A 17190-nucleotide genomic window follows, 5' to 3' on the forward strand; every position below is an offset into this window, starting at 1 on the left:
TAAAATGGTTATCAAAACCAAAAAATAATTAAGTACAATCATCAGGTTAGCATGTGCCTAAAAATGTGTGACGAGAGCAATATTTCAGATATTTTTACTTTAAAATCAATGCATCATGAATGATTTCATGAAATAATGCTGCGTCATATGGAATGGTTCGAAGCCGCAGACCAGATCGTTAAAGGTATGGAAGGCGCGATCAACGCGAAAACCGTAACTTACGATTTCGAACGTCTGATGGAAGGCGCTAAGCTGCTGAAATGTTCAGAGTTTGGCGACGCGATTATCGCGAACATGTAATCCAGATTCTGGGTTAAACAATAGCGGGGGCCTGAGGGTTCCCGTTTTTTTTGCCTCTGCCTGCGGGAGACAACACGATGCTAGCTACTATTCTTATCGCTGTCGTTGCACTCATCCATCTCTACATTCTTGTGCTGGAAATGTTCCTGTGGAATACCAAAACAGGGCACAAGGCCTTTAATCTGCGTCCTGATTTTGCGCGCGATACCCGCGTACTGGCCGCGAATCAGGGGCTGTATAACGGTTTTCTGGCGGCAGGTCTGCTCTGGAGCCTCTGGCTCGGCGAAAAGGGTATTCAGGTGGCCATCTTCTTCCTGGCCTGCGTGCTGATCGCCGGGCTCTTTGGCGCAGCCACCGCCAGCCGGAAAATTTTGTATGTACAGGCCGTACCCGCTCTCGCGGCGCTGCTTGCGTTGCTCATCTGAAGCAATGCTTTGGTTGAGATAAGGCGTCCGATATACTGATGGCTTCACCCTTACAGGTTAGCAACGAGACAGTTATGAACAACGATATCCCACTGAAATATTATGACATTGCCGATGAGTACGCGACGGAAGCCGCAGAGTCCGTCGCTGAGTCAGAGCTCGACGCGCTGGCACATTATTTCCAGCTGCTGCTTACCCGTTTATCGAATAACGAGGAGATTAGCGAGGAAGCCCAGCAGGAGATGGCCGCTGAGGCCGGGATCCGTGCGGGGCGCATTGATGATATTGCGAACTTCCTCAATCAGTGGGGAAATGAATAGCCTGCTTCAAAAACCGTTATGCTGATGCTTTGCGATACAGCTAAGCATCACGCTATCGGACCACATGCACTTTTTCCGCAGAATATGCGAAGCGGGGGCGTCGATAAGCAGCGCGAAAATAACGGTCAGGCAAAAGAGTACCACTGGGAATAGTAAGGATAATTTCACGTTTTTAACCAAAATATGAGTGTGCTTCAGGGTAATCTACCGTCTGATTGTGACGACTATATGTTTTTGCGTAAAAAATTGAAATGCCCGACTGAAAAAAACGGGCACGCCAGTTTTGAATTACGGTGTGACGCCGGTGAGTTGCTTCGCCAGTTCGCTGCGGGTGAGTGCTTTTGAAAAATACCATCCCTGGATCAGGGCATCGGGATATCTGTCCGCAATAAAGCGATATTGAATTTCATTTTCCACGCCCTCGAATACAAGCGTTTTATTCAATCTTGCAAGAGCATCGCTGAAGATAGCGAAGATGTTTTGCTTATAATGCTCGCTGATGCCGTCAACCAGCGACTTATCAATTTTGATTTCATCATATTCAAGCAGCGACAGGCGGGCGAGGTTCGAGTTTTGCACGCCAAAATCATCTATTGATATTTTAACGCCGAGCGATTTGAGCTCCCGACAGAACCCCTCGAGGATATCTGCCGTTGAAACGGCTTTCTCAGAGAGTTCGACCTTCATCAGGGAAAGGGGAAGGTGATTGGCAAAACACGCACGACGCAAAATGGTAATGAACTGTCCATCTTCAATTTCCTTCCGCCCAACGTTGATTGAGACTATCAGCTGGTGTTTTATTGCCAGTGGGGCAATTTCGGAAAGGGATTTTTCGATAATATTACTATAATATTTTTTATACAGACCAATCTTCTTAATTAATGGAATAAACAGCTCCGGAGAGACGTCCCCGTGCTTTTGATCGCGCCATCTCGACAGAACTTCAACACCCACGATTTTTTTATCGTGAATGCGGATAATGGGCTGATAGTTAACGCAGATGGTATTCGTGATGACGGCTTTGATCAGCGTGCGTTCCAGAGAAAAACGATCTTCATAGATTCGGAAGATAAACAACGTAATCGCGATCCAGATCAAACAGAGAATGACCGCAAGAAGCGCAAAGATAAACGGAGGTAACGAGGCCAGCCCAGCGTCATGATGCTTCACGATGACGCACAGGTCCCAGAAGGCGCTGCACTGCGTCAGGGTCAGGGTAAACAACGTCGAATGCAGCCAGCTCTGCTGATTTAGCTCCGGAGCGGCCGAAAAAAAGACTCTGCCGAAGTCTTTCGTGGTAGCACTTAGCGAATAACTTGCGGTAACCGGGCTGAATTTATCGTAAGCATAGCGGGAGGTGAAGATAATAATATTGTTATAAATTGCCGCGTTGCCCGTGAAAAAGTCTTTTCGCGAAAACTGGGCCAGGAGAAAGCCTCTCGGCGTTTTATGCAGTTCTGCAGGAAGTGCAACGGGCGTTGCGAGTTTCCCCCAAAAAGCGGTACAGACTATTTTTCCCTTTTCGATAAAACCAATATCGCCAAAATAAAGATTATTAAGCTTGATTTGTCTGTAGCTATCAAGGCTGGCTTTATCACATCCCTGCGTCGTTATGCTTTTTAGGCCCAGCGCAACGTTTTGGGACAGGTCTTCTGAATAATGTAAAAGGGTTCGGGATATTTCGAGCTGTTTGCTCTTCTGCTGTCCTGTGATGACAGCATTGACGGCATAAAGAGACAGGAAGACCAGAAGCGTTGAAACGATAGCAACGGCAATGCGCTTTTTCATTTTCCAGATATCCAGTCCGCTCCCTGATTTCACAAAGCTTAACACAGCCAGGGCAAGGAACAAGCCTGATAGTCACGTCATGTGAGCAAATTCGGGCAGGTGAACTCATACGAAAGCATCAGTTTTTTAAGACAATTCTCAGCTAAGCTATTTTCATTGTCATAAGCAACGCCGGATTAGCACAGGCTTTTCTTCTAGTACATCCATGCTTGTTTTTTCTATTAAGGAAAACATCATGCGCAACGTGATGATCCCTATTATGAGTGCCCTGTTTCTTTTTCTGAGCGGCATTCTGATTATTAACTGGCAGCTATGGCAGATGGCGAAGCTGAGTAATAGTCATGCCGCGACGGCAAGCACCCAAAAAATAGAAAGTATTCTGGCTGAAGCAGTCAGTGCGGCCAGCACGGCGAAGCGCGTTGCGGAGCAGGGGTGTACCAGTAGCGGACAGCTGGCGTTGGGGACGGAAGCCGCGCTAAAACCGCATCTGCGCGCCATCATGATCCAGCAGCAGGGCAGAATCATCTGTACTTCCCTTCCCGGGAATGGCGTATTGATTATTCACCCTGAGACCTTACCTGCCGAAAAGTTGATGCTGCTACCCGGCAATCGGCTGGTGAACGGCATGCCGGTGCTTGTCTTTCAGATGCCCGTTGCGGGAGGGCGCGTCATGGTCAGCATCAGCGACGCGCATTTGCAGGATGCCATTACGAGCGCATCAAATAGCGTTGGCCTGGGACTGGTTGTCGGCGAAAGAATGTTTACCCGCAGCGGTGATGTGACCGGCTGGAAAGCGGCCTCGTGGGCGGGGTCACTTACGACATCTTCGCAGTTCCCCTTTAGCCTGGCCTGGCAGCCTCCTGCCTTTTTTAGCCTGACGCGGCTACTGCAGCAGGGATGGAGCCTGATACTGCTTATTCTTGCGTTATCCGTGGCGGTGGGCATTTTGATCCGTCGTTACAAGGGGAAAAGCACCTCATTCGAAGACGATTTGCGCAAAGCCATTTTGCAGGGGGAGATCGAGCCTTATTATCAGCCGATCGTGAACGGGGATACCGGCGGGTTGTACGGCGTTGAGGTCCTGGCGAGATGGAAACATCCAAAATCAGGCTTTATCCCGCCGGATGTCTTTATTCCGATTGCCGAACGTAGCGGTTTAATTATCCCGTTAACCAAAGGGTTGATGGCGAAAGTGGTCGCACAGCTTAAACCACTGTTGCCTAAGCTACCGGACGGGTTTCATATCGGGGTGAACATCAGCGCCAGACACATCAATGCACCTTCCTTTATCGGGGACTGTCGCGTCTTCGGGAAGGGGTTTCAGGGTAAAGAAGTCAAACTGGTTCTCGAGGTGACCGAGCGTGAACCGCTGATCGATAATCCTCACCTGGTGGAAAACCTCAACATGCTGCATAACGCCGGTTTTGTTATTGCCCTTGATGATTTTGGTACGGGTTATTCCGGGCTGTCATGCCTTAATGCGCTTGCCATTGATTATATTAAAATTGATAAAAGCTTTGTGAACCGGGTTTCAGAGGAAAAGGACTCAACGATCCTGCTGGACTGCGTCATTGATCTGGCGAAAAAACTCTCATTGCGCATTGTAGCTGAAGGAGTAGAAACAAAAGAGCAGCTGGAGTATCTCAACCGTAATGAGATAACCCTGTTACAGGGATATTATTTTGGTAAGCCCGTCTCCTATATCGATTTTATTAAAGTCATTTTATCTAAACCCAGGGAGATCGTAAGTTTGTAAATCAAAATAAAGGCAAGCTTCCGTTGTCTGCTTAAGTGCAATTCATTTTCCTCTTATCCCGAGCTTTGTTACAGTGACAAGAGTTGTCAGCCAGGGATGTCAGGCGTGATAAGGTGGAAAAGCTCGTGCATGTGAAAAATACTTTTTACACAACAACCATTACCGTCATCATTGTTTCATTGATCCTCTCGCTGTCGCTCGCCGTCCAAATAGCCACGTCCAGACAGCAGTCAATCCAGCAAATTAATACCAGCGTTGCTAACCTGAGCCATACCCTTGATGTCTACACCGAGGGGATCATGCGCCAGAGTGAAATGTTAATTACTACCGTTTCCGACATAATCGAAATTTATGGTATGACCCCGCAGCAGGCGACCAATATTCAGCACGTGATCAATAATCAGGATAACCTTCTTACCCAGATTAATAATGTGGTTGTTTACAACGCTCAGGGCGATATCTTCACCGCACTGCATGAAAGTTTTACCGGGTCACGCAAAGGCTCGGACAGAGAGTTTTTTATCTATCACAAAGAAAATAAAACTCAGCAGATTTTTATTGGGGAGCCGGTGGTAAGCAGAACCAATGGCAAATGGGTTATCACCATCAGTCGACGCCTTGAAACCGAGAGCGGGGCATTTAACGGAGTGGTGGTGGTGACGCTGGGTATCGAAAATTTTCTGGCACTCTACGGGCAGATTAATATCGGTCACTCGGGCGTCATCGGCTTAACGACGCAATCAGGCGTGCTGCTGGTCCGTTATCCCTTTAAAAATACTTATATCGGCACGATTGTTTCTGATTCACCGCTATTCAGGAAATATCTCAAGGTACAAAATTCGGGGATAGCCAGCTCCATCTCACGGTTTGATAAAATCGAGCGCATTTATGCCTACGAGAAAAACAGACGCTACGGACTGGTCACCACCGTGGCCGTTAGCATTGATGAAGCCCTTGCACCCTGGCGCAAACAGGCCATTCAGCTGGCGGTGCTCATTTTCGTGTTCACGGCGATCCTCATTGTGGCGTCATACTTCCTGTATTCCGACCTGTCCCGAAAAACAAGGGATAACAAAGCGCTGAAGATTATTGCCTCAGAAGATGCGTTGACCGGGCTGTACAACCGCCGCTTCTTTGATGAAAAAATCCTCTCGGAAATCACTATGTGTGCTGAGCATGACGCACCGATTTCGATACTGATCGTAGACGTGGATTACTTCAAAAAATACAACGATAACTACGGTCATCCGGAAGGGGACCGGTGTCTGGCAATGCTCGGAAACAGCCTCAGGGAGAGCCTTACGCGTGATAATCAGATTGTGGCGCGATACGGCGGAGAAGAGTTTGCGCTGATATTGCCGGATACGGATATCCAGGATGCGCTCCGACTGGCGCAGACGATTATTCGCAATGTGTTTTCCCTGCAAATTGCGCATGCTTTTAGCCCCTTCGGACGGGTAACGGTCAGCGTCGGGATTTCTACCGCACGTGCCGTCGACATCGCTGGCAGCCAGCAAAATATCATTATTGCCGCTGACCAGGCCCTCTATCAGGCAAAGCGCGCAGGACGTAACCGTTACGCGTTTGTTGGGGTATGAGCAGAAAAAAAAGCCCACTCAGGAGTGGGCAAGAAATACTGGAAGCAATGTGAGCAATGTCGTACTGAATACCTGAGTATTTCGCTCAACTATTCAGTGTTGAGAAAGATAATCTTTCTCAACAAAAGATGCAACCCCACAGTTTATGTGGCACGCTCTTTTTGTTGATGAATAATCACTCACTCTCTCATTGTGACGCCTATCACAAATTTCCTTTCTGAAATCCTGTGCTATTCTTTTTTGTGTCGTTGATTTAATGACAAAAACCATACAGAGAGGAAAGTTATGGGAATTTTATCCTGGATTATCTTTGGGCTTATTGCGGGTATTCTGGCGAAGTGGATCATGCCGGGCAAAGATGGCGGTGGGTTTATCGTCACCGTAATACTGGGTATTGTCGGCGCAGTAGTCGGCGGCTGGATCAGTACGCTGTTCGGTTTTGGCAAAGTCGATGGCTTTAACTTCGGCAGTTTCGCCGTCGCGGTGATTGGTGCGCTGGTTGTTCTGTTTATCTACAGAAAAATCAAAAGCTAAGGCTTAAAAGCGTTGAAAAAAGGCTGCCAGATGGCGGCCTTTTTACGTATTGGCGTTTACCACCAGCCAAGCTGGGTGCCGGCAAACGCCGCGATGGCAACGATCAGCATAATGAGGGTCGTTTTTCTCATTTATGCCCCAGGCGCCGCGTAACCACCGACAAAAAACCACGCTAAAAAAATCACCGCCGTTATAAAAATAACGACCGGGAAGAGGATCCCTATTCTCATATCATCACCTGTTTCGGTTTTTGTAACGCCGTAGAGTGTACGGGGTTAATCCATAGTGAGAAAGCGTGTTTTGCTTTTTCCTTTCTTATCCTGATACATCGCGACATCCGCGTCGCGTAATGCGCTGTCAGGATCGGTTGCGGCAGGGTCCACTTCGATAACGCCGAGGCTGGCGCCCGGATAAATAATATGAACGCTGCCCAGCCAGTATTCGCCTGCGATACAGGCGCTGAGGCGCGTTTTGAGCAGCGTAACCTGCGCGTTATCTCCGTCCTCGTGGAGCTGGCTCAGCGATGCGACCAGAAATTCATCACCGCCCAGTCGGCCGATAATATCGTCCTCCTGTTTCTCTTCCGTCAAACGCTTGCCCACTTCTATCAGGAACTGGTCGCCAGCCTCATGGCCGTAACGATCGTTAATCAGTTTGAAATCATTCAGATCGATGAACGCGATGATGGCGTTACGCTTAAGGTGCCGGGCCAGAGAAAACAGCGTGGTCAGATCTTCAAAAATGGCGCGACGGTTGGGTAAACCGGTAAGGGCATCCGTGTAGGAGTGCGCGATGAGGGCCGCATTGGCTTCGCGAAGCTGGGTTACCAGCGACTCTTTCTGAATGGACTGGGCGATCAGCCCGGCGAAGAGCTTCAGAACCTGTTCCCCGCGCTCGCTAAGCGGCTTTCTGGCCGTGCTGGTGGCGCAGAGCGTACCGTAGAGTGAACCATCCGCAAGATGGACAGGAATACTCATGTAGGTCGTAATGCCAAGCGCTTTTGCGGCTTCACACTCGGGCCAACGTTCGGGTACGTCATTGCTGAATAACGTGTCACTGTCCAGCGCACGCTTGCACAGCGTCTCGTCCCATGGGACGCTCAGACCCTCCGGGATCGTCATCTGCTTGCTGTTGCGGGCGTAGAGGATGTGCTGCAGCCGCGCCTCGATATCGACCTTCGTCAGGTAGGTCGACTCCATGTCGGTGACAATCTCCAGCATCTCCAGCAGCTGGCGAACGAGGCTTTCAAGGGACTGCTCGGTGGCAAGGGTTTCTGAAACGCGAGCGAGGATAAGATCCGACATGACGTAGAATGACTCCCAGGCAGAAGACGTCTGCATCTGCATGTTATGCTGAGTTTTGAGGCTTCAGGCATAGTAAAACATGAATACAGAAAATTTAATATATGCAGGGAGAGGGCAGCATGCGTGAAAAAAAGCCCCGTTGTTGAGAACGGGGCAAAGACATCTTGATTACGGAATGATGTTCTCTGGTCATATCGAGAACATGCCACACTATAGTGCTGAAAAGTGCAGTTAAAATGGAGAAATCATGGAGAACGCGGCGATGACCCGTTACCCTTAGGGTGTAATGACGTCAAAAGGATCAATGAGATGAGATTTCTGCTTCTGGCGCTGGCGCTTCCCCTGACCGCCTGTACCGCAAAACCCACGCCACCCGATGCGCCGAAACCGCCGCACGTTATTGGTATGGCGAACCCGGCCTCCGTCTACTGCCTGGAGAAAGGCGGGGAACAGATCCCGGTTCAAAGCCCGCAGGGCGTTCGCACCGAGTGCAAATTACCGGGCGGGGAAGTGATCGATGAATGGACGCTCTATCGTCGCGATCGTCCGCAACCCACCAGGTGACAGACGGATACCGCCTGCGATACACTTCTCTTTAGGATTAATCTTAGCCAGTTTCTGGCATTCGTTTCCGCGAGAGAAGTATGTTTCAGCTAAAACCGGGCAGCATGGCGATGATCGTGGGTGCCCGCACGGCGTCAGGCCGTCGCAATATTGGTAAATCTGTTGAACTATTTGGCCTCTGCCAGCCTGGTCTGCGTTTTGTTAACCCGGTCAACGGCGTGATGACGCAATTACCGGCCACCGCAGATCGCGCGCTTTGGCTGGTGACGGGTGATGTCTACGCCTTTGACAACCAGCACGGCTTTGCGTTTGTACGCGCCGAACATCTGATGCCGCTCACCCCGGATGAAGCGCCGCAAATTCTGGATGAACTGACGATCGGCTGATCACAGATGACGCAGCCAGTCGGCTAAGATCAGGGCGTGATTTTGCTCCGTGTTTTTGGCAGCAAAGAGCAGGGTGACGGTCTGCCTGCGCGCCAGCGTCGCCAGACGCACTCCCTCGTTAGCATGCTGCGCAAGCTCTTCCCGATAGGCCTTACTGAAGGCGGTGAAATCAATGGTTTCGCTATGAAAGGCCTTGCGTAGTTCATTCGAGGGCGTGAGCGCTTTACACCATTCGTCATAAACGAGGTCCGTTTTTTTAACCCCGCGAGGCCAGAGCTTGTCCACCAGCACCCGATAGCCGTCGTCCGGAACTGCCTGTTCGTAAACGCGTTTGCACTGAATCATGATTTCACCCTCCCAATTTAAGGTATTGTGATAATTGCAAAAGATCGGTAGTCTGAGGTTCCTTATGTTATCTGATAATACTCTGGCATAAGGAACCTTTCATGGAACACCTCCCGGTTAAAACGACGCTGCGCATTGCGCTTGTTGGCGATTACAATCCCAATGTTATTGCGCATCAGGCGATCCCGCTGGCCATTGACGACGCCGCCGCAGTCCTTGACCTCACCGCCGATTACGACTGGCTGGCCACCACGGAGCTGACTAGCCCTGAAGATCTGGTGGGCTACGATGCCATCTGGCTGGTTCCTGCCAGCCCCTACAAAAACACCGAGGCCGCTTTTATCGCCGCGCGCTACGCCCGTGAAAACAGCATTCCGTTCCTGGGCACCTGCGGCGGGTTCCAGCATGCGCTGATTGAGTATGCCCGAAACGTGCTGGGCTGGGCCGATGCGGCACACGCTGAGACGGATACCGAAGGCACCATGGTGATTGCGCCGCTGACCTGCTCGCTGGTGGAAAAAACCGATGCTATTGAACTGCGCAAAAATACGCTGATCGCCAAAGCGTACGGCAAACCGGAAATTGAAGAGGGGTATCACTGTAACTATGGCGTGTCGCCGGCGTTTGCACAGGCGCTGGAAAGCGGTGATATGCATGTTACGGGCTGGGACGATCGGGGGGAAATTCGCGCCGCGGAGCTGGTTACGCACCCGTTCTTCGTGATCACCTTATTCCAGCACGAGCGTGCCGCGCTCGAAGGGCGTCCGGTCGTGCTGGTGCAGGCGATGCTGCGCGCCGCTCGCGGGTAAAAAAGGCAGACCCGAGGGTCTGCCACACTGTTTAACGGGGCGCGATCTCCCGGTCTCGCCCGGCTAAGATGCCGCAGAGGGCCATTATCACGGCGGCCAGGGCGCAGCCCAGAAGCGGGATTTGCCAGTCTCCCGCGCTATCGTGAATTTTCCCCATCAGCGGGGGACCGCAGGCGGCGAGCAGATAGCCAATCGACTGCGCCATGCCGGACAACGCCGCCGCCTGGTGTGCAGAACTGGCGCGCAGACCGATGAACGTCAGGCCGAGGATCATCGTTGCCCCTGTGCCAAAGCCAAACACCAGCGTCCACATAACCGCCATGCCCGGCATAAACCATAATCCCGCCGCGCTTATCGCGCACATCAGCGCCACCGCGCCTGCGATCGCCCGCTGGTCTTTCAGACGGTGAAGGATCAGCGGAACGGCGAGTCCCGGCACGGCCGTAGCCAGCTGCAACAGACCGTGCACCGAGCCGGCCTGCGCTTCGCTGTAGCCGTGGCTCAGCAGTATCGCCGGCAGCCAGCCGATGATGACGTAGTAAATCAGCGAGTTTATCCCCAAAAAGAGCGTGACCTGCCAGGCGAGGGCCGAGCGCCAGATCGCGCGGTTATGTAGCGCGCCTGCGGCCGTTACCGTTGCGACGTGTTTCTGACGCCACTGGGGCAGCCAGAGCAGCAGCGCGACCAGCGGAAACGCCATCAGCATCAGCAGCGCGCCATGCCAGCCGGCGCTACCCTGTGCCAGGGGAACGATCATTGCCGAACCGAACGCCGCCGAGACGCCCATCGTCAGGGAATAGGCGCCGGTGAGCTTCGCCACCTGGCCGGGAAAATCACGCTTAATTAATCCGGGTAACAGCACGTTCCCGAGCGCAATACCGCAGCCGACGATCGCCGTTCCGGTGAAAAGCAAAGCGGCGGAAGGCAGGGAGCGAACGGCAATCCCGACGCAAATCAGCAGCAGGGCGATAAACAGGCTGCGCTCCATGCCGATACGCCGGGCAACGCCCGCGGCGAGCGGCGAGACAATGGCGAAAGCCAGCAGGGGCAGGGTGGTCAGCAGACCGGTTTGCGCCGTACTTAAGCCATAATCAAGACGAATTGTATCGAGCAGCGGCGCTGCGCCGGTAAAGGTGACGCGAAGCGTAGTGGCAATCATCAGGATGCCTGCAACCAACAGCGCGCCGTGTTTTCCTGAGGTGCGAATAGCAGTAGTCATTATGTTCTCATACGTTCAAGCGAGCGCACACAATACCCATTTTATCAGCGGTTGAAATCAGGCTAAAATGACAGTTTATCGCTAATATCGGACAAACTGATGATTGGTCTGGGACTGGAAGGCTACGATCCTGATAGCCAGTACGATGCGGCCGTCGCATTTCGCATTCAGGTAGTGGCGGAGGAACAGTATATTCCCCGGCATCATCACCGTAAGGGGCAGCTGATTCTTGCCCTCGGCGGCGCAATCACCTGTGAAGTGGAAAATGCCATGCTTATGGTGCCACCTCAGTATGCCGTCTGGATCCCCGGCCAGATGCCGCACAGCAACAGGGCCACGCCGGGCGCGCAGCTCTGCTTTTTGTTTATTGAGCCGGGGGCCGTCAGCCTGCCCGAGCGCTGCTGTACCCTGAAAATCTCCCCCCTGGTGCGGGAGCTGATTTTATCGCTCGCGGAAAAATCTCGTGAACAGCTGCAGCTCGCGGCCACCTCGCGTCTGGTGGACGTCCTGTTTGACGAGCTGCCGCTCCAGCGTCAGGAGCATCTGCAGCTGCCCGTCTCGCCCCATCCCAAAATTCGGCTGATGAGCGAGAAAATGGCGGAAGAGCCCGCCGCCTGGCAGACGCTGGCGCAGTGGGCGAGCCACTTCGCCATGAGCGAACGCAGCCTGGCGCGGCTGGTGGTGAAAGAGACCGGTTTAAGCTTTCGCCGCTGGCGTCACCAGCTGCAGCTGATTGTGGCATTACAGCACCTGATCGGCGGGAAATCGGTACAGCAGGTGGCCCAGTCACTGGGCTATGACTCTACCACCGCGTTTATCACCATGTTCAGAAAGGGACTGGGCCAGACGCCAGCGCGTTATATGGCCAGCCTGACTACGACTTCCCGATAAACAGAGAGACAAGGCCTGCCGCAATCAGCGGGCCGACCGGCACGCCGCGAAAGAGCGCCACGCCCAGCACGGTGCCCACCAGCAGACCCGCCACCAGCGAGGGCTGGCTGCTCATCAGCGTGACGCCGCGTCCCCCCAGCCACGAAACAAAAATCCCCACCGCGATCGCCACCAGCGATTTCCAGTTTACGAACGAGTGCAGCAGGGTTGATGCGGGAAGGGTGCCGCTGGCGATCGGCGCCATTACCCCAATGGTCAAGATAATGATCCCGATGGTGAGGCCTTGTTTTTCTATCCACGGGAAAAAGGTATTTAACGGGGTCACGCGCACAATAATCAGCACCAGAATCGAGATGGCGACGGTGGTGTTATGGCTGACAAAGCCGAGCGCGGCCAGTGCCAGAAGAATGAGCAGAGTAGGGTCAAACATAGGGAATCCTTGCCAGAAAAATTGTTCTGTTTACTGTACGCGCAAACGCGGCAGAGAACAGTTTTAAAAAGATTTTATCGTTGTCATTACCTTGTCATTTACGCGGATTAAAACGAAAGCAGATATCGCAAAAGGGGGCGCCATCATGAACGATCACATGTTTGTTGAAACGCTGATTATCTCCTCATCGTTTTTCGCTATTGCCGCTATTCTCGTTGCCTCCGTGCTGTTTCTGGAACGAAAAGGCTGACAGGGCGTCAGCCACCGCAGTTACGCTCTATGGAAGGTGACAAGCTCAGGACGGGCGATGCGCAGGTAATCCTGGGTATCCATAATCACGGATTTCTCCAGCAGGCCGGCGTTAAACGCGATTTCGTCAAAACGCTCGAACAGCAGCGGGTCGGCAACCAGCGCCAGGTCAGGATGGAAGCTAAAGGGCGGGATAGCGCCGAAAACGCAGGCGGTCAGGGCATCGACTTCCGCCGGGCTGGCGAGGGAAGCTCTTAGCCCGCCAAAATGACTGGCAAGCTGGCTCAGGTCAGCCTGCAGATCGGCGGCGAGGATCGCCAGAACGTGTTTTTTTACGCCGTTTCCCTTCACCTTGCAGACCAGGGCTTTTGCGCCTTGCCGCAGATCGGTCCCGCGAATTTCACTTACCGCTTCGCATTTACCGACCGCCTCGTGCTCCATGACGCGAAACCGCGCGCCCTGCTCGGTGAGTAAGGTAATCAGTTGCTGGTGGGTTCCTGCCCCAATAACGTCATCATTCATAACGATTTCCCGGTGATAATCCAGTATGCAGCGTTCTACATTAGCACGGGATGAGCGGGGGCGAAAGAAAACAGCCAGCGGGCTCGCTGGCTGTTGGATTATGCGTTGCTGGTAGCAGACTGCTTGTGGAACAGCTCCCTGAACACCGGATAAATATCATCCTGGTCACGGATATGCTGCATGGCAAAATTGTCGAACATCGCCTGCAGATGCTCATATTCTCGCCACAGGGTCTGGTGCGCGCGGCGGGTGATTTCGATATAGCTGTAGTAACGCACGACCGGCAAAATTTTCTTCGCCAGAATCTCGTGACACAGCGGTGAGTCGTCGGCCCAGTTATCGCCGTCCGACGCCTGCGCAGCATAAATATTCCACTGCGCCGGGTCGTAGCGCTCTTTGACCACTTCATCCATCAGCTTCAGCGCGCTCGAGACGATGGTCCCCCCGGTTTCCTGAGAGTAGAAGAACTCATGTTCATCCACCTCCTTCGCCTGGGTGTGGTGGCGGATATAGACCACCTCCACGTTCTTATAGGTTCTGCTCAGGAACAGGTAGAGCAGGATATAAAAACGCTTCGCCATATCCTTGGTTGCCTGATCCATCGAGCCGGACACGTCCATCAGACAGAACATCACCGCCTGGCTAGAGGGCTCAGGGCGTTTTTCGTAGTTCTTGTAGCGCAGGTCAAAGGTGTCGATAAACGGTACCCGTTTGATCTTCGCCCTCAGCTCTGCAATCTCTTTACGCAGGCGCTCCTCTTCCAGCAGTTGCGCCGGTTCCGTGTTTTCCACCACCTTCAGGCTGCTCTCCAGCTCGCGCAGCTCGCGACGTTTTCCTGCCGTCATGGCCGTACGCCGCGCCAGCGAATTCTGCAGCGAACGTACGACGCTGATGTTGGCGGGCACGCCGTTGGCGGTATAGCCCGCGCGGTGAGTTTTATATTCATTAAGCTGACGATGCTGATTCTTCTTCAGATTCGGCAGCGCCAGGTCTTCGAACAGCAGGTCGAGATATTCATCTTTCGAAATCTGGAAGACAAATTCGTCCTGACCTTCACCGTCCTGGCTGGCCTGTCCCTGACCGCTTCCTGAACCACCTCCGCCGCCCTGAGGGCGCTCAATTCTGTCGTTCTGAACGAAGTGGTCATTACCTGGGTGTACGCGATGGCGCAGGCCGCCTCGCCCCTGATGAAACATCGGTTCGCTGATGTCATCGGTGGGGATGGAGACAGACTCGCCGCTGTCGACGTCGGTCACCGAGCGTTTGTTGATGGCCTCGGAGATAGACTGTTTAATTTGCGCTTTATAACGACGCAAGAAGCGCTGGCGGTTCACCGTGCTCTTGTTTTTGCCGTTAAGACGCCGGTCAATAAACCAGGTCATATACCCCCCGTACTGCATTTGCCAACTTGCATTTTGTAGGCCCGGCAGGCTCTAAGCGCCGCCGGGCACTTGTTTTAAGACGATTTACGCACGCGCAGGTACCATTCGCAGAGCAGGCGCACCTGTTTGCGGGTGTAGCCTTTTTCCATCATACGGTCGACAAAATCGTCGTGTTTTTTCTGTTCATCGGTTGAGGTTTTGGCGTTAAACGAGATCACCGGCAGCAGCTCTTCGGTATTGGAGAACATTTTCTTCTCAATGACCGTGCGCAGCTTCTCGTAGCTGGTCCAGTTCGGATTGCGCCCGTTGTTATGCGCTCTGGCGCGCAGGACGAAGTTCACAATCTCATTACGGAAGTCTTTCGGGTTGCTGATCCCGGCAGGCTTCTCGATTTTTTCCAGCTCCGCGTTCAGGGATTCACGGTCAAACAGCTGGCCGGTATCCGGGTCGCGGTACTCCTGATCCTGGATCCAGAAGTCAGCGTAGGTGACGTAACGGTCAAAAATGTTCTGCCCGTACTCTGAATAGGATTCCAGGTAGGCCGTCTGGATCTCTTTGCCAATGAACTCGGCGTATTTCGGGATCAGGTAACCTTTCAGGAACTCAAGATAGCGTTCAGCCTGCTCCTGCGGGAACTGTTCGCGTTCGATTTGCTGTTCCAGCACGTAGAACAGATGAACCGGGTTGGCCGCCACTTCCGCATGGTCGAAGTTAAAGACGCGGGAGAGGATCTTAAACGCGAAGCGCGTGGACAGACCGTTCATCCCCTCATCAACCCCGGCATAGTCGCGATATTCCTGATACGACTTCGCTTTCGGGTCGGTATCTTTCAGGCTCTCACCGTCATAGACGCGCATTTTTGAGTAAATGCTGGAGTTTTCCGGCTCTTTCAGGCGCGAAAGAATGGAGAAGCGTGACAGCGTTTCCAGCGTGCCCGGCGCGCAGGGAGCGTGCACAAGCTCACTGTGGTTAAGCAGTTTCTCGTAAATTTTGATCTCTTCAGAGATCCGCAGGCAGTAAGGCACCTTGACGATGTACACGCGGTCAAGGAAGGCCTCATTGTTTTTGTTGTTACGGAAGGTCACCCATTCAGATTCGTTCGAGTGGGCGAGAATGATCCCGTTAAACGGCAGGGCGGAGATACCTTCCGTCCCGTTGTAGTTGCCTTCCTGGGTAGCCGTCAGCAGCGGATGCAGCACTTTAATCGGTGCTTTAAACATCTCAACGAACTCCATGATCCCCTGGTTAGCCCGGCACAGCGCGCCTGAGTAACCGTATGCATCCGGATCGTTTTGCGCGAAGTTTTCCAGCTTGCGGATGTCAACTTTACCCACCAGCGCCGAGATGTCCTGGTTGTTCTCATCACCGGGTTCAGTTTTGGCGATGGCGATCTGTTCAAGGATAGATGGCCAGACCTTCACCACGCGGAATTTGGTGATATCGCCACCAAACTCGTGCAGGCGTTTTGCCGCCCACGGCGACATGATGGTGCCGAGGTAGCGACGCGGTATACCGTATTCTTTATCCAGAATCTGCGCATCTTCCTGCGGATTGAACAGGCACAGCGGATGGTCATTCACCGGGCTGCGCTCGCCGTTGGCGCTCAGCACATAGATAGGCACGCGCTGCATCAGCGACTTCAGGCGTTCCGCCAGCGAGGATTTACCGCCGCCCACCGGGCCGAGTAAATAGAGGATCTGTTTCTTCTCTTCCAGACCCTGAGCGGCATGCTTCAGATAGGAGACAATCTGTTCGATGGCATCTTCCATACCATAGAACTCTTCAAACGCCGGATATCGGGCGACCACCCGATTCGAAAAGAGACGGGAAAGCCGGGGTTCCAGGGCAGTGTCAACCATGTTTGGCTCACCAATAGCCATCAATAGCCGTTCTGCCGCATTGGCATAGGCACTGCGATCTTGCCGACAGATGGTAAGAAACTCCTGCAGTGTGAACTCTTCGTCCTTGGCAGCTTCATAGCGCTGGCGATAGTGATCGAATATATTCATGGCATGCCGTCCTTTCGTTTTTTAGCACAGGATAAGAGCCGTTCGTATGAGTAGTGGAGGCTCCCGGAAGAGAATCTCTCGCACCTCACTGCCAGAGCAGCAACCTGTGTGCCAGGTCAGACGCTAAGAACCGCAGGTGTTCAGGAAAACTCTTCTTAAATTAAAGCGTAGATGGCATTTGCAAAACTTGCATGCCCACAAAATCTACTTTCAATGACATATCAATAACTCATCCAAAAATTTCCACTGTCGTTATAAGACAAATGCACGTTTTTCATTCAGCGGTCATATAAATGAAAGCGTGTTGTCATCTGAAAAGTTAAAAATAACGGGTTAATCAGACTGATTAGCAGGCAAAA

Annotated in this window: 19 protein-coding genes and 1 pseudogene; 11 read left to right on the forward strand and 9 right to left on the reverse strand. The window is 52.6% G+C overall.

All coding sequences use genetic code 11. The features are described 5' to 3' along the window. Positions 1-129 precede the first annotated feature (129 nt). From PUP35_RS08400 to PUP35_RS08410, 3 genes and pseudogenes are all read left to right on the forward strand, one after another. Positions 130-300, forward strand: a pseudogene (locus PUP35_RS08400) (isocitrate/isopropylmalate family dehydrogenase); the annotation flags it as partial. Between the two features lie 77 nt (positions 301-377). Beyond that, positions 378-725, forward strand: coding sequence for a DUF1304 domain-containing protein (locus PUP35_RS08405; RefSeq protein WP_115874783.1), 348 nt, complete (start codon positions 378-380; stop codon positions 723-725). A 74-nt stretch (positions 726-799) separates the two neighbouring features. Beyond that, positions 800-1045 (forward strand): DUF2543 family protein, encoded by a 246-nt coding sequence (locus PUP35_RS08410; protein ID WP_111965567.1) that lies wholly within the window; start codon positions 800-802, stop codon positions 1043-1045. Positions 1046-1333: 288 nt separating this feature from the next. On the opposite strand, the gene PUP35_RS08415 is transcribed toward PUP35_RS08410, so the two are convergent. Further along, positions 1334-2833 (reverse strand): EAL domain-containing protein, encoded by a 1500-nt coding sequence (locus PUP35_RS08415; protein ID WP_133294183.1) that lies wholly within the window; start codon positions 2831-2833, stop codon positions 1334-1336. Between the two features lie 235 nt (positions 2834-3068). On the opposite strand from PUP35_RS08415, the gene PUP35_RS08420 reads away from it, so the two are divergent. The 3 genes from PUP35_RS08420 to PUP35_RS08430 all read left to right on the forward strand — a co-directional run bounded on the left by PUP35_RS08420 (position 3069) and on the right by PUP35_RS08430 (position 6721). Then, complete coding sequence (locus PUP35_RS08420; protein ID WP_274242687.1) at positions 3069-4589, forward strand: EAL domain-containing protein; 1521 nt, start codon at positions 3069-3071, stop codon at positions 4587-4589. Positions 4590-4702: 113 nt separating this feature from the next. After that, positions 4703-6187, forward strand: coding sequence for a sensor domain-containing diguanylate cyclase (locus PUP35_RS08425; protein ID WP_441315735.1), 1485 nt, complete (start codon positions 4703-4705; stop codon positions 6185-6187). Positions 6188-6472: 285 nt separating this feature from the next. Then, positions 6473-6721 (forward strand): GlsB/YeaQ/YmgE family stress response membrane protein, encoded by a 249-nt coding sequence (locus PUP35_RS08430; protein ID WP_008500746.1) that lies wholly within the window; start codon positions 6473-6475, stop codon positions 6719-6721. Positions 6722-6852: 131 nt separating this feature from the next. Here PUP35_RS08430 and PUP35_RS08435 read toward each other — a convergent pair whose 3' ends face one another. After that, positions 6853-6951, reverse strand: coding sequence for a YoaK family small membrane protein (locus PUP35_RS08435; RefSeq protein ID WP_029739841.1), 99 nt, complete (start codon positions 6949-6951; stop codon positions 6853-6855). 45 nt (positions 6952-6996) lie between these two features. Further along, complete coding sequence (locus PUP35_RS08440) at positions 6997-8025, reverse strand: sensor domain-containing diguanylate cyclase (RefSeq protein WP_127732765.1); 1029 nt, start codon at positions 8023-8025, stop codon at positions 6997-6999. A gap of 309 nt (positions 8026-8334) precedes the next feature. On the opposite strand from PUP35_RS08440, the gene PUP35_RS08445 reads away from it, so the two are divergent. Then, positions 8335-8589: a putative hemolysin gene (locus PUP35_RS08445; RefSeq protein ID WP_111965569.1), complete on the forward strand. Its 255-nt coding sequence runs from the start codon at positions 8335-8337 to the stop codon at positions 8587-8589. Positions 8590-8669: 80 nt separating this feature from the next. Beyond that, positions 8670-8975 (forward strand): periplasmic protein, encoded by a 306-nt coding sequence (locus PUP35_RS08450; protein WP_045401563.1) that lies wholly within the window; start codon positions 8670-8672, stop codon positions 8973-8975. Here the strand turns inward: PUP35_RS08450 and PUP35_RS08455 are convergent, their stop codons facing one another. Continuing rightward, positions 8976-9320, reverse strand: a complete 345-nt coding sequence (locus tag PUP35_RS08455) for a DUF488 domain-containing protein (protein ID WP_115874786.1) — start codon at positions 9318-9320, stop codon at positions 8976-8978. 101 nt (positions 9321-9421) lie between these two features. Here PUP35_RS08455 and PUP35_RS08460 point away from each other — a divergent pair, with 101 nt between their 5' ends. Beyond that, on the forward strand, positions 9422-10129 hold the full coding sequence (locus tag PUP35_RS08460; RefSeq protein WP_127730432.1) for a CTP synthase C-terminal region-related (seleno)protein: 708 nt from the start codon (positions 9422-9424) through the stop codon (positions 10127-10129). Between the two features lie 31 nt (positions 10130-10160). On the opposite strand, the gene PUP35_RS08465 is transcribed toward PUP35_RS08460, so the two are convergent. Next, positions 10161-11348: a CynX/NimT family MFS transporter gene (locus PUP35_RS08465; protein ID WP_115874788.1), complete on the reverse strand. Its 1188-nt coding sequence runs from the start codon at positions 11346-11348 to the stop codon at positions 10161-10163. Positions 11349-11447: 99 nt separating this feature from the next. On the opposite strand from PUP35_RS08465, the gene PUP35_RS08470 reads away from it, so the two are divergent. Beyond that, complete coding sequence (locus PUP35_RS08470) at positions 11448-12239, forward strand: AraC family transcriptional regulator (RefSeq protein ID WP_133294188.1); 792 nt, start codon at positions 11448-11450, stop codon at positions 12237-12239. Here the strand turns inward: PUP35_RS08470 and PUP35_RS08475 are convergent. Further along, complete coding sequence (locus PUP35_RS08475; RefSeq protein WP_024908579.1) at positions 12223-12669, reverse strand: DUF441 domain-containing protein; 447 nt, start codon at positions 12667-12669, stop codon at positions 12223-12225. The two genes, PUP35_RS08470 and PUP35_RS08475, sit on opposite strands and share 17 nt — an antisense overlap. Positions 12670-12814: 145 nt before the next feature. Here PUP35_RS08475 and yoaI point away from each other — a divergent pair, with 145 nt between their 5' ends. Continuing rightward, complete coding sequence (gene yoaI / locus PUP35_RS08480; RefSeq protein WP_111965575.1) at positions 12815-12919, forward strand: small membrane protein YoaI; 105 nt, start codon at positions 12815-12817, stop codon at positions 12917-12919. 20 nt (positions 12920-12939) lie between these two features. Here yoaI and PUP35_RS08485 read toward each other — a convergent pair whose 3' ends face one another. The 3 genes from PUP35_RS08485 to yeaG all read right to left on the reverse strand — a co-directional run bounded on the left by PUP35_RS08485 (position 12940) and on the right by yeaG (position 16831). Beyond that, positions 12940-13440: a YbaK/prolyl-tRNA synthetase associated domain-containing protein gene (locus tag PUP35_RS08485; protein ID WP_274242698.1), complete on the reverse strand. Its 501-nt coding sequence runs from the start codon at positions 13438-13440 to the stop codon at positions 12940-12942. A gap of 98 nt (positions 13441-13538) precedes the next feature. After that, positions 13539-14822 (reverse strand): YeaH/YhbH family protein, encoded by a 1284-nt coding sequence (locus PUP35_RS08490; RefSeq protein WP_274242699.1) that lies wholly within the window; start codon positions 14820-14822, stop codon positions 13539-13541. Between the two features lie 74 nt (positions 14823-14896). Further along, on the reverse strand, positions 14897-16831 hold the full coding sequence (yeaG, locus tag PUP35_RS08495; RefSeq protein ID WP_008500713.1) for a protein kinase YeaG: 1935 nt from the start codon (positions 16829-16831) through the stop codon (positions 14897-14899). Positions 16832-17190: the final 359 nt, after the last annotated feature.

Source organism: Enterobacter sp. S-33, assembly GCF_028735835.1.
Taxonomy (GTDB): domain Bacteria; phylum Pseudomonadota; class Gammaproteobacteria; order Enterobacterales; family Enterobacteriaceae; genus Enterobacter; species Enterobacter vonholyi.

What these genes read in the sequence shown, in the direction of transcription:
- PUP35_RS08405 (WP_115874783.1), top strand. Translation starts at nt 378, where the DNA reads ATGCTAGCTACTATTCTTATCGCTGTCGTTGCACTCATCCATCTCTAC.
- PUP35_RS08410 (WP_111965567.1), top strand. Translation starts at nt 800, where the DNA reads ATGAACAACGATATCCCACTGAAATATTATGACATTGCCGATGAGTAC.
- PUP35_RS08415 (WP_133294183.1), bottom strand. Translation starts at nt 2,833, where the DNA reads ATGAAAAAGCGCATTGCCGTTGCTATCGTTTCAACGCTTCTGGTCTTC.
- PUP35_RS08420 (WP_274242687.1), top strand. Translation starts at nt 3,069, where the DNA reads ATGCGCAACGTGATGATCCCTATTATGAGTGCCCTGTTTCTTTTTCTG.
- PUP35_RS08430 (WP_008500746.1), top strand. Translation starts at nt 6,473, where the DNA reads ATGGGAATTTTATCCTGGATTATCTTTGGGCTTATTGCGGGTATTCTG.
- PUP35_RS08435 (WP_029739841.1), bottom strand. Translation starts at nt 6,951, where the DNA reads ATGAGAATAGGGATCCTCTTCCCGGTCGTTATTTTTATAACGGCGGTG.
- PUP35_RS08440 (WP_127732765.1), bottom strand. Translation starts at nt 8,025, where the DNA reads ATGTCGGATCTTATCCTCGCTCGCGTTTCAGAAACCCTTGCCACCGAG.
- PUP35_RS08445 (WP_111965569.1), top strand. Translation starts at nt 8,335, where the DNA reads ATGAGATTTCTGCTTCTGGCGCTGGCGCTTCCCCTGACCGCCTGTACC.
- PUP35_RS08450 (WP_045401563.1), top strand. Translation starts at nt 8,670, where the DNA reads ATGTTTCAGCTAAAACCGGGCAGCATGGCGATGATCGTGGGTGCCCGC.
- PUP35_RS08455 (WP_115874786.1), bottom strand. Translation starts at nt 9,320, where the DNA reads ATGATTCAGTGCAAACGCGTTTACGAACAGGCAGTTCCGGACGACGGC.
- PUP35_RS08460 (WP_127730432.1), top strand. Translation starts at nt 9,422, where the DNA reads ATGGAACACCTCCCGGTTAAAACGACGCTGCGCATTGCGCTTGTTGGC.
- PUP35_RS08465 (WP_115874788.1), bottom strand. Translation starts at nt 11,348, where the DNA reads ATGACTACTGCTATTCGCACCTCAGGAAAACACGGCGCGCTGTTGGTT.
- PUP35_RS08470 (WP_133294188.1), top strand. Translation starts at nt 11,448, where the DNA reads ATGATTGGTCTGGGACTGGAAGGCTACGATCCTGATAGCCAGTACGAT.
- PUP35_RS08475 (WP_024908579.1), bottom strand. Translation starts at nt 12,669, where the DNA reads ATGTTTGACCCTACTCTGCTCATTCTTCTGGCACTGGCCGCGCTCGGC.
- yoaI (WP_111965575.1), top strand. Translation starts at nt 12,815, where the DNA reads ATGAACGATCACATGTTTGTTGAAACGCTGATTATCTCCTCATCGTTT.
- PUP35_RS08485 (WP_274242698.1), bottom strand. Translation starts at nt 13,440, where the DNA reads ATGAATGATGACGTTATTGGGGCAGGAACCCACCAGCAACTGATTACC.
- PUP35_RS08490 (WP_274242699.1), bottom strand. Translation starts at nt 14,822, where the DNA reads ATGACCTGGTTTATTGACCGGCGTCTTAACGGCAAAAACAAGAGCACG.
- yeaG (WP_008500713.1), bottom strand. Translation starts at nt 16,831, where the DNA reads ATGAATATATTCGATCACTATCGCCAGCGCTATGAAGCTGCCAAGGAC.